The 9,730-nt window shown below is 42.1% G+C and carries 7 protein-coding genes and 1 rRNA gene; 4 read left to right on the forward strand and 4 right to left on the reverse strand.

What is annotated here, in order from left to right; translation table 11 throughout:
- Positions 1-29: 29 nt before the first annotated feature.
- On the forward strand, positions 30-1,667 hold the full coding sequence (locus JMY06_RS07310) for an electron transfer flavoprotein-ubiquinone oxidoreductase (RefSeq protein WP_227672234.1): 1,638 nt from the start codon (positions 30-32) through the stop codon (positions 1,665-1,667).
- A gap of 128 nt (positions 1,668-1,795) precedes the next feature.
- Here the strand turns inward: JMY06_RS07310 and JMY06_RS07315 are convergent, their stop codons facing one another.
- Positions 1,796-3,292: an alanine/glycine:cation symporter family protein gene (locus tag JMY06_RS07315; protein ID WP_201617687.1), complete on the reverse strand. Its 1,497-nt coding sequence runs from the start codon at positions 3,290-3,292 to the stop codon at positions 1,796-1,798.
- A gap of 1,102 nt (positions 3,293-4,394) precedes the next feature.
- Between JMY06_RS07315 and JMY06_RS07320 the strand changes: the two genes are divergently transcribed.
- The 3 genes from JMY06_RS07320 to JMY06_RS07330 all read left to right on the forward strand — a co-directional run bounded on the left by JMY06_RS07320 (position 4,395) and on the right by JMY06_RS07330 (position 7,368).
- Entirely contained in the window at positions 4,395-4,655 is a 261-nt protein-coding gene (locus JMY06_RS07320) for a DUF4212 domain-containing protein (RefSeq protein WP_201617689.1), read from the forward strand.
- 4 nt (positions 4,656-4,659) lie between these two features.
- Complete coding sequence (locus JMY06_RS07325) at positions 4,660-6,528, forward strand: sodium:solute symporter family protein (RefSeq protein ID WP_201529385.1); 1,869 nt, start codon at positions 4,660-4,662, stop codon at positions 6,526-6,528.
- A gap of 291 nt (positions 6,529-6,819) precedes the next feature.
- Positions 6,820-7,368: a hypothetical protein gene (locus JMY06_RS07330; protein ID WP_201529383.1), complete on the forward strand. Its 549-nt coding sequence runs from the start codon at positions 6,820-6,822 to the stop codon at positions 7,366-7,368.
- 102 nt (positions 7,369-7,470) lie between these two features.
- On the opposite strand, the gene JMY06_RS07335 is transcribed toward JMY06_RS07330, so the two are convergent.
- From JMY06_RS07335 to rrf, 3 genes are all read right to left on the reverse strand, one after another.
- Positions 7,471-8,076, reverse strand: coding sequence for a rhomboid family intramembrane serine protease (locus tag JMY06_RS07335; protein WP_201617697.1), 606 nt, complete (start codon positions 8,074-8,076; stop codon positions 7,471-7,473).
- Positions 8,077-8,203: 127 nt separating this feature from the next.
- Entirely contained in the window at positions 8,204-9,256 is a 1,053-nt protein-coding gene (locus tag JMY06_RS07340; RefSeq protein WP_201617699.1) for a 5'-nucleotidase, read from the reverse strand.
- Positions 9,257-9,475: 219 nt separating this feature from the next.
- A 5S ribosomal RNA gene (gene rrf / locus JMY06_RS07345) occupies positions 9,476-9,590 on the reverse strand.
- Positions 9,591-9,730: the final 140 nt, after the last annotated feature.

Consider the following 9,730-nt stretch of genomic DNA (forward strand, 5'->3'; position numbering starts at 1 on the left):
TTGATGAGCCAGAAATTGAGCGTGAATCGATGGAGTTTGATGTGATCGTTGTCGGTGGCGGCCCAGCAGGTCTGTCTGCTGCTATTCGTCTGCGCCAGCTGGCGATTGAAGCGGGCAATGATGAATTTATGGTCTGTGTGGTTGAAAAAGGTTCTGAGTTTGGTGCTCACATCTTATCCGGTGCGGTTATGGAACCGCGCGCCTTAGATGAGCTGATACCCGACTGGAAAGCTAAAGGCGCACCGCTCAACGTCCCTGTAATTGAAGATCGCGTGTATATGCTAGGGTCAGCGACTAAAACGACCAAACTTATCGACTCCGTTATCCCAGCCAGCATGCACAACGAAGGCAATTATATCGCGTCACTAGCCAACGTCGTACGCTGGTTAGCGGTTCAAGCCGAAGAGCTAGAAGTCATGATGTTCCCAGGCTTCCCTGCCGCCGACATCTTATATAACGACGACGGCTCAGTAAAAGGGGTATTGACCGCTGATATGGGTGTAGCGGCAAGTGGAGAGACCAAGCCGAGCTTTGAGCCCGGCTATGAGCTACTCGCCAAATATACTATCTTTGCTGAAGGCAGCCGTGGTCACTTAGGCAAGCGTCTCATCAGCCGTTTTAGTCTCGACAAAGACTGCGACCCGCAGCATTATGGCATTGGCCTTAAAGAGCTGTGGGACATCACTCCCGAAAAACACGAGCAAGGCGTGGTCATGCATGGCTCAGGTTGGCCACTAAGCGATACCGGCTCTTCTGGTGGCTGGTGGTTATACTTCGATGAAAATAACCAAGTGAGTTTTGGGATGGTCATTGATTTGTCTTACTCCAACCCTTACATGTCACCGTTCGATGAATTACAGCGCTTAAAATTACATCCGCTCATTCGTAATATCTTAGAAGGGGGCAAGCGTATCTCTTACGGCGCGCGCTCACTCACAAAAGGTGGTCTAAACTCTCTGCCAAAATTCACCTTCCCAGGTGGCGTGTTGGTAGGCGACGACGCTGGATTCTTAAACTCGGCCAAAATCAAAGGTACCCATACCTCAATAAAGTCAGGTATGCTCGCAGCCGAAGCTATTTTTGAAGCATTGCAGGCCGAGCGCCAGCATGACGAAGTGGTTGCCTATAGCGCCATGTATAAAGAGTCATGGCTGTATGAGGATAACTATGAAGGGCGCAACTTTGCTCCAGCTATGCACCGTATGGGTCAATGGATGGGCGGCGCCTTTAACTTTATTGAACAGAATCTACTCGCCGGCAAAATGCCGCTGACCATTCATGATAATTTATACGATTATGATCAGCTAGAGCGCGCAGACCATGCTTATCAGCCGGAATACCCTAAGCCTGATGGTAAACTGACATTCGATAAACTATCGTCAGTATTTATCTCCAATACCAACCATACTGAAGATCAACCGACGCATCTAAAACTGACTGACCCTACCGTGCCTATTTCGATTAACCTACCGTTATATGCGGAACCAGCACGTTTATATTGTCCCGCCGGAGTTTATGAAGTGGTTAGCGATGCAGATGGCGCGCGATTTGTTATCAATGGCCAGAACTGTGTGCATTGTAAAACCTGCGATATTAAAGATCCGTCACAGAACATCACTTGGGTAACGCCAGAAGGTGGCGGTGGCCCCAACTACCCTAATATGTAGTTACTGCTGCAGAAGCTACTGCCGCAAAAATATAAACCCAATAAAAAAACCGTTCTTAGCAATCTATATTTAGCTAAGAGCGGTTTTTATTTGTCTAAATTTAATAATTGCTTATCTTAATCCGTCTTTTAATCAGACCAAGCATCACGGTTAACTTCATCTTTAAGCTTCACAAAATCATCAGGGTGAAATTTGATTTGCTCGCCTTTCTTGCCTTCTTTGAGTTGCCTCTCATAGTCGCGCAATATTCTAAGCGCCACTGGTGATAAGAGCACAATCGCTACTAAGTTGGTCAATGCCATCAGTCCCATCGATAAATCCGCAAAGTTCCAAATAGCCGGTAAGCTCGCAACTGCCCCAATAAATACCATGCCAAGTACTAAGAAACGGAACACCATAATCATTACTGTAGCGTTTTTAGCACCAGAGATAAATTCAAGATTGGATTCACCATAACTGTAGTTCGCGATGATAGAGGTAAATGAAAAGAAGAAAATGGCAATCGCTACGAAGATAACCCCTAAGTCGCCAACGTATTGTGACAGAGCTAATTGGGTTAGCTGAATTCCTTCTTGCTCAACACTCGGATCGACTACCCCTGACAGAATAATAATCGATGCCGTTGCCGTACAAATCACCAAGGTATCCATAAATACACCTAGCATTTGCATAAAGCCTTGTACTGCTGGATGGTCAGGATAGCTTTGTGCTGTTGCTGCCGCATTAGGTGCAGAACCCATTCCCGCTTCGTTGGAGAACAAACCGCGTTTAATACCGTTAATCATTGCTTGAGCAATACCATAACCAATAACCCCGCCTGCCGCTTGCTCAAAACCAAAGGCAGATTTTACAATTAAGGCAATCGCTGATGGGAATTGACTAAAGTTGGTCACAATGATGAACAGTGCCAATAAGATATAAAGAATAGCCATCACTGGTACCACTTTACCAGCAATACGCGCCACCGAACGCAATCCACCGAATACTACTGGCGCGACTAACACTACCAACACTAAGCCGGTCATCCACGTCGGAACCCCAAATGCCTCATTGGTAGCCTGCGCGATAGTGTTCGACTGCACACCGTTGAATGCCAAACCAAAAGCAATCAGTAGACAAATTGAAAAGAATATTGCCATCCAGCGCTGGCCCAAACCTTTTTCAATATAATAAGCCGGACCCCCGCGAAAAACATTATCGGTATGGGGCACTTTGTAAGCTTGTGCTAAAGTGGACTCAATAAAACTGGTCGACATACCGACAATAGCGGTCATCCACATCCAAAATACAGCACCAGGACCGCCGAGATAAATAGCAATCGCTACCCCTGCTAAGTTCCCCGTACCAACGCGCGCTGCAAGCGAGGTCATCAATGCTTCAAAGGAGCTGATACCGCCATCTTTGCGCCCTTGATTGGAAGTACGCAATAATTCCCACATGTGCCCAAAATGGCGAAACTGCATAAAGCGAGTAGCAATCGTAAAATAAACCCCCGCACCAATGAGCACAAACATCAGTAATCCATACCAAGGATTACTAGCAATCAGCCAATCATTGTTACCCCAAATAACACTAACGCCGTAATCCACTGCGCTATTAAACCAACCTGCTAACCCTTCGCCCATATCCTCACCTTCGCTTTATATTTGATATTTTTAACACCTCATATAGGGTTGATGCACGCACTTATATCACGAACCTATTAATAAGGTTTATCTATACCTATTTATAACCCTTTAAGATATCTGTGCTACAAACAATCCGCATTCAAACTATTACTATTTAAAAAAAATCTGCATTATGTTGCTATATTTTAACTGACTCTGCGTTATTTAACTATTTGAGTCTTTTGTATTACTCACTGTGATGGCCTAAACCTTTGAAAATTAGTTTCCTTAATTTCCTATTAAAAAATTCATTACTATTGGTTTTAATTTTTGAATAAATTGAAAATATTTGTTTCGAACAATCATTGCTACCTTTACCGCTGCAGTGTTTACTTACCGTTTTATTAATTTTATTTTCAATATAAGTGTTCATTGCTACCAATAAGCCTTATTATGTTTATAATAACAAAACCATTATGGAACTAAGGTTTTTATTATGTGTCGCTTATGTGTCGCTAGCGATAGTTTTAATTACTATGATTCTCATAACATAAGTGAGTTATAGTTTCTGCTATCTATATATTTAGTTACAAAAAGTAGTTTAAAATTACTTATTGTTAATTGGATGATTTTTGTATATATTCCTAATAAGCCTATATATATTTATATCGGTAATTATTAGTAGAAATGCACGAACTTTTAGTCGTTAAATAATCTCGTCAGGAAGATGGGATAAATAATAAGACAGCGGATTGTCATGTACCATCGACCTTCCTCCATGAATACCACCCTATAAATAATATCCATAGTCAGTATGTAATCTGATTCAGACGCCCAATCAAGTTTTATACTGTCGAAGTTATCTCATTAGAGCAGCTTTGTTTTAGAACTTTGAATGTACTGCCCTATATTGCACTTTTAAGTATTACATGTTTTTACGGTACCAAGCGTATTATCACTATCTCTTATAAGGTTTTATTTTATAAAAGATAGCGCAATATTTGTATATTTTGTTAGTGATTCTTGATTAGTAATGCTAGTTGGTTATTCTGTTTTGGCAGTAGCCGGTTAGGTTCAAATCAATAACTCTGTTTTTATTTCAGGCAAAAGGAGTTGTCCTATGGAAAACCATAACGATCCATCCGGTTATTGGCGTGCCAATGTCCGTCTCATTATAGGTAGCCTAATTATCTGGGCACTATGTTCCTACGGATTTGGAATCTTGCTACGTCCATTACTATCAAGTATTGCCATAGGCGGTACTGATTTAGGCTTTTGGTTCGCTCAGCAAGGATCCATAGTGATATTTATCATCTTGATCTTCTTCTATGCATGGCGCATGAATAAGCTAGATAAACAATATGGCGTAGACGAGGAATAGACCTATGAGTCAATTTACGATTAATATTATTTTTGTGAGTCTATCCTTCGTTCTATACTTCGGTATTGCATGGTGGGCGCGCGCCGGTACGACTAGTGAGTTCTATGTTGCAGGCGGCGGCGTGCATCCAGTAGTAAACGGTATGGCAACGGCGGCTGACTGGATGAGTGCTGCGTCATTTATCTCAATGGCAGGTATTCTTGCAGCCGGTGGTTATGGCGCCTCAACCTACTTAATGGGTTGGACTGGTGGTTATGTTCTACTAGCAATGTTACTAGCACCTTACTTACGTAAGTTTGGTAAGTTCACGGTTCCTGACTTTATTGGCGACCGTTTCTATTCTAAGACTGCAGCCATGATTGCAGTAGTGTGTTTGATTATCGCCTCGACCACTTACGTTATCGGTCAGATGACTGGTGCTGGCGTTGCATTCTCACGCTTCTTAGAAGTTGATAATACTACTGGTCTGCTTATTGCTGCTGTCGTTGTATTCTTTTACGCCGTACTTGGTGGTATGAAAGGGATTACTTACACGCAGGTTGCGCAGTATGTCGTTCTAATGGTTGCTTATACCATTCCTGCAGTTTTCATCTCGCTTGAGTTGACGGGCAACCCGATTCCAGGTCTTGGTTTGTTCTCAAATGATGTTCAAACAGGTATACCTATCTTAGCGAAGCTTGATCAAATCGTCACCGATTTAGGCTTTACGGCTTATACCGCTGATGTACCTAACAAGCTAAACATGGTGCTATTTACTTTATCACTAATGATTGGTACAGCAGGTTTACCACACGTTATTATTCGCTTCTTCACGGTTCCTAAAGTTGCTGATGCTCGTTGGACAGCCGGTTGGACGTTAGTATTTATCTCGCTATTATACTTCACTGCTCCAGCAGTAGGTGCTATGGCACGGTTAAACCTAATCGATACTATTTATCCACAAGGTGTTGACGAGCCTGCTCTTGAATATGATCAACGTCCAGATTGGATGAAGACATGGGAAGATACCGGTCTTATTAAATATAACGACCTGAATAACGATGGCCGTATCCAGTTATATAGTGATAGTGGACTTGGTGCAGCAGAGATAGCATTGGCTGCAGCAACAGCTGACGGCGGCGATGTTACTACCGCAATGACTACCGTTGAAGAAGCAAAAGCGGAACATGCTTTAGAACGTGATGGTATCTTTGTCGATAGAGGCTGGGCCGGTAACGAGCTAGACGTAAACGCTGACATTATAGTATTGGCTAACCCAGAAATTGCACAGCTACCACCATGGGTTATCGGTCTTATCGCAGCAGGTGGTTTGGCCGCAGCGCTATCAACAGCAGCTGGCCTACTACTCGCTATCTCATCAGCGATCAGTCATGACTTGATTAAAAGAAACCTTAATCCAAACATTAGTGATAAAGGCGAGCTAAAAGTAGCGCGTATCACGATGGCAGTTGCGATTGTGGTTGCCACATGGTTAGGTATTAATCCACCAGGATTTGCCGCACAGGTGGTTGCATTAGCCTTTGGTATTGCGGGTGCATCACTGTTCCCTGTACTGATGATGGGTATTTTCTCTAAACGTATTAACAACCTCGGTGCTATCGCTGGTATGTTGACGGGTCTGATTAGCATCTTAGTTTATATCTTTATTTTCAAAGGCTGGTTCTTTATTACGGGTACTGCAAACTTCCCTGATACTGAAGAATATTGGTTGTTTGGTATCTCGCCATTATCATTTGGCGCGGTTGGTGCACTACTTAACTTTATCGTAGCATTTGCTGTTTCTTATGCTACTGCGCCACCACCACAACATATCCAAGAGTTGGTTGAGAGCGTACGTTCTCCACGTGGCGCTGGCGGCGCAGTCGACCACTAAGCTATTATCCATTAAGCTTAGTTGCTAGACGTATCGTTGGTTACACTATAAATCACTCACAGGCAGCAGCTGCTTGTGAGTGATTTTTTATCTCAGCACTGCTGTAACTAGATTTTCATATAGACAGATTTTTATGATAAATCATTATTTTTTTATACCCTGTCTAAAAGTTAAGGATAACGAAAAAGGTCCCCAAAAGCACTATAATGAATAGACTTAGAGAATCGGTCAACGTTAGCTTATTTTTCGGAATTGGTATTAAATGCGCCTAGTGCGTTAAGGAAAAGTCTTATGCTTTTTGAGTTTATTGCTACCATAGCGGCCGGGTTTGGCATGGCTGGACTGGCATTGATCATAACTCACCTCAGCAAACTGGCAGGTAAAAAGTCACCAAAATGGCTAATTCCATTATTTGGGGCTATCGGTATATTTGGCTTTCAAATAAGCCAGGAATACAGCTGGTTCGGTCAGCAGCTTGCTCAGCTTCCCGAGGGAGTCAGCGTGGTTAAAAAAGTTGAAGAGACTACATGGTTTCGCCCATGGTCATATGTTAAGCCACAAACATTTCGCTTTATGGCCGCAGATAGTGGACAAGCTCGTTCTAACGTAGATAATCAGGATATCTACTTGGTTAATTTATATTTATTTGAGAGACGTAGAAGTGTTCAGCAAGTGCCACAAGTAATCGACTGTGCCGCACCTGCACGTGCAGACTATGTCTTACCAGAAAAAGGTAGTACGCTGACGATTGATGAGCATATTAAGCAAACGACTCAATGGCGACCGTTAGAAAAAGATGACCCACTATTTATCAATGTATGCTCAAACATCCAATTGTAGCTAAACGATAAATTACTTATAAAATAAAACTTAATTATTGAGGATAAGTTACCTTGGTAATAGAAGAGCCTTTAGGAATTAGATATTAATCAAAATAATTGATTAATAAGACGTAGTTATCCTTGTATAAGCATGCTTTGAGTTCGCTCCTAACAATAAACCGGCGCATAATCCACCAAAGTGCGCCGCAAATGAGATACCTTGCTGAGGCATTAAGCCTTGTTTAATAGTGAACCAGTAGCCTGCTCCCATGATTATGCAGGCAAGTAAGTAACCCCAACGCCGCGCAAATATGGCACCGCCTATCATGTAACCTAGCATGGCAAAACAAAGCCCAGATGCGCCGATATGAATCGATAATGGGGATCCAAGCAACCAAGTCATTACCCCTGAAGCAATAATAAGCTTAGTAATAGTACGATAAGCATTGTTCTCAAACAGCCCAAACAGAAATAATATTTGTAATAACACCAAGGTATTACTCAGCAAATGTGTAAAATTACCGTGCATGGTCCACGAGGCAAAAACGCCTACAATACTACCTAAATCAAGCGTACGCGGAACAATACCAAAAATATTCCATAAGCCAAATAATGCCACTTTATTAAGAAAAAACATCCCCCACATCGGCAGCAATACAAAAGCGTATGAGCCAATGACCTGCTTTAATCGCATCATAATCAGTGATGACCACTGTTGCCAATTCATATCTAGCCCCATATTATTCAAGTAGAATTCTTGCTGATACTAAAACTCATCTCTTTCAGAGACAATATAATTTCACGGTGAGTAATCAATATCATGACTGAGTATTAAGAACCTGGATATTGATAGCTTAAGAATTAATAGCAATAGGTGGGCAATTTGTTGAAGTAAAAGATAATAATGAAACGTCCTTAACAATAGCTAAAGTACTGTTAGCATGCAATAAAGACGTAGAACGATAAGGAACTAATGCAGTGGGTACAAAACTGCGGGCAGCATCAATATGCTTAATAGAGTCGTCAAAAAATATATGCGGAGCAAAAGTTTTAAGTACTGCCGTTTTTTCAAGTCCTCCCAAGAAAAATGCCATATCGACGTCCACGCCCCACTCACGTAGAGTCTTGATAGCCCGCAGGTCAGCTGGCGCATTACGTGCAGTGACCAGTGCAATCTTTATGGGACAATGGTGCAGACGTGCAGGCAATCGCTCTTGCAATTTAGACAATTTAATCAATAACTCTGCATAAGGCCCTTTTTCGATAGGTAGGTCACGCATTTTCGCTTCGCGCTCATGAAAAGCGCGTAGCCCTTGTTGCTTATATAACAGCTCTCCTGAATCATCAAACAGCACCGCATCGCCATCAAAGGCTATACGTAATTGCTTAGTGTCAAGCTTATAAGTATTTACGGGTGTAGCGTCAAGTATCGCACAGGCACAAATATCAGCATCTGCGACTTGCTGTGCATCTTCACGGTTGGTAGTCAAAAATAAATCAACATTGAAATCAGTAATATAAGGTGCGACCGGACTACCGGAAAGGAAGGCTGAGCGGGAGATATTTAGTTCATGCTCTCTAATGGCATTGAGTACCTGAATACCAGTATCGGGGCTACTTTTAGAGACGATAACCACTTCAACCAAAGGTGTTTCAATACCTGAGTCTGGCTCAGGACACTGGTTGGAGTAGTCGTTTAGACTAAGTAATGCTTTGATAAGTGGATAACCTGCACCGCTAGTTAATGGTTCATCTTCACGCTCAGCCATATAATCGCGGAACTCTTTGACGGCTTTAGTAGGACGCTCTTTTAATAACTGTAATAAATGATTCTCAGATTCTGATAAATCAAACAGAGCTGTTGCGGATATTGCTACAATTAGGGTATTCGTAAAATCAACTGCCATTATTGTTATTCTCTATTAAAAATAACTGTTAGTATTAATGATTTAAATTAGTCTATCAATTAAACCTCAGAAAGTAAGTAAAATCTTTATTAAACTCGAGGTTAATAAAGACCTTCAGAGAGAGAGAAAAGCCTATAAACTTAACCCCCTCTACATTCTCCCAACCAAAGAAAATCCCCCGACAAGGTTAACCTTGTCGGGGGATAATCAGGAATAGAGAGCTGACGATGACCTACTCTCACATGAGCGGACCCACACTACCATCGGCGCTATGATGTTTCACTTCTGAGTTCGGGAAGGGATCAGGTGGTGCCATCATGCTATTGTCGTCAGCAAAGGGGTTAGATATGAGTCTGTTATTGTTATAACTTCAGTCTTTCAACTAAGTCCCACTAAACCTAACTGAATCAAGGTTTAAGGTGATATCGAAATATATTTATAGTCTATAGCCACTACAGCTATACAAGATACAAG

The organism is Psychrobacter urativorans, from assembly GCF_904846675.1.
GTDB classification, from domain to species: Bacteria; Pseudomonadota; Gammaproteobacteria; order Pseudomonadales; family Moraxellaceae; genus Psychrobacter; species Psychrobacter urativorans_B.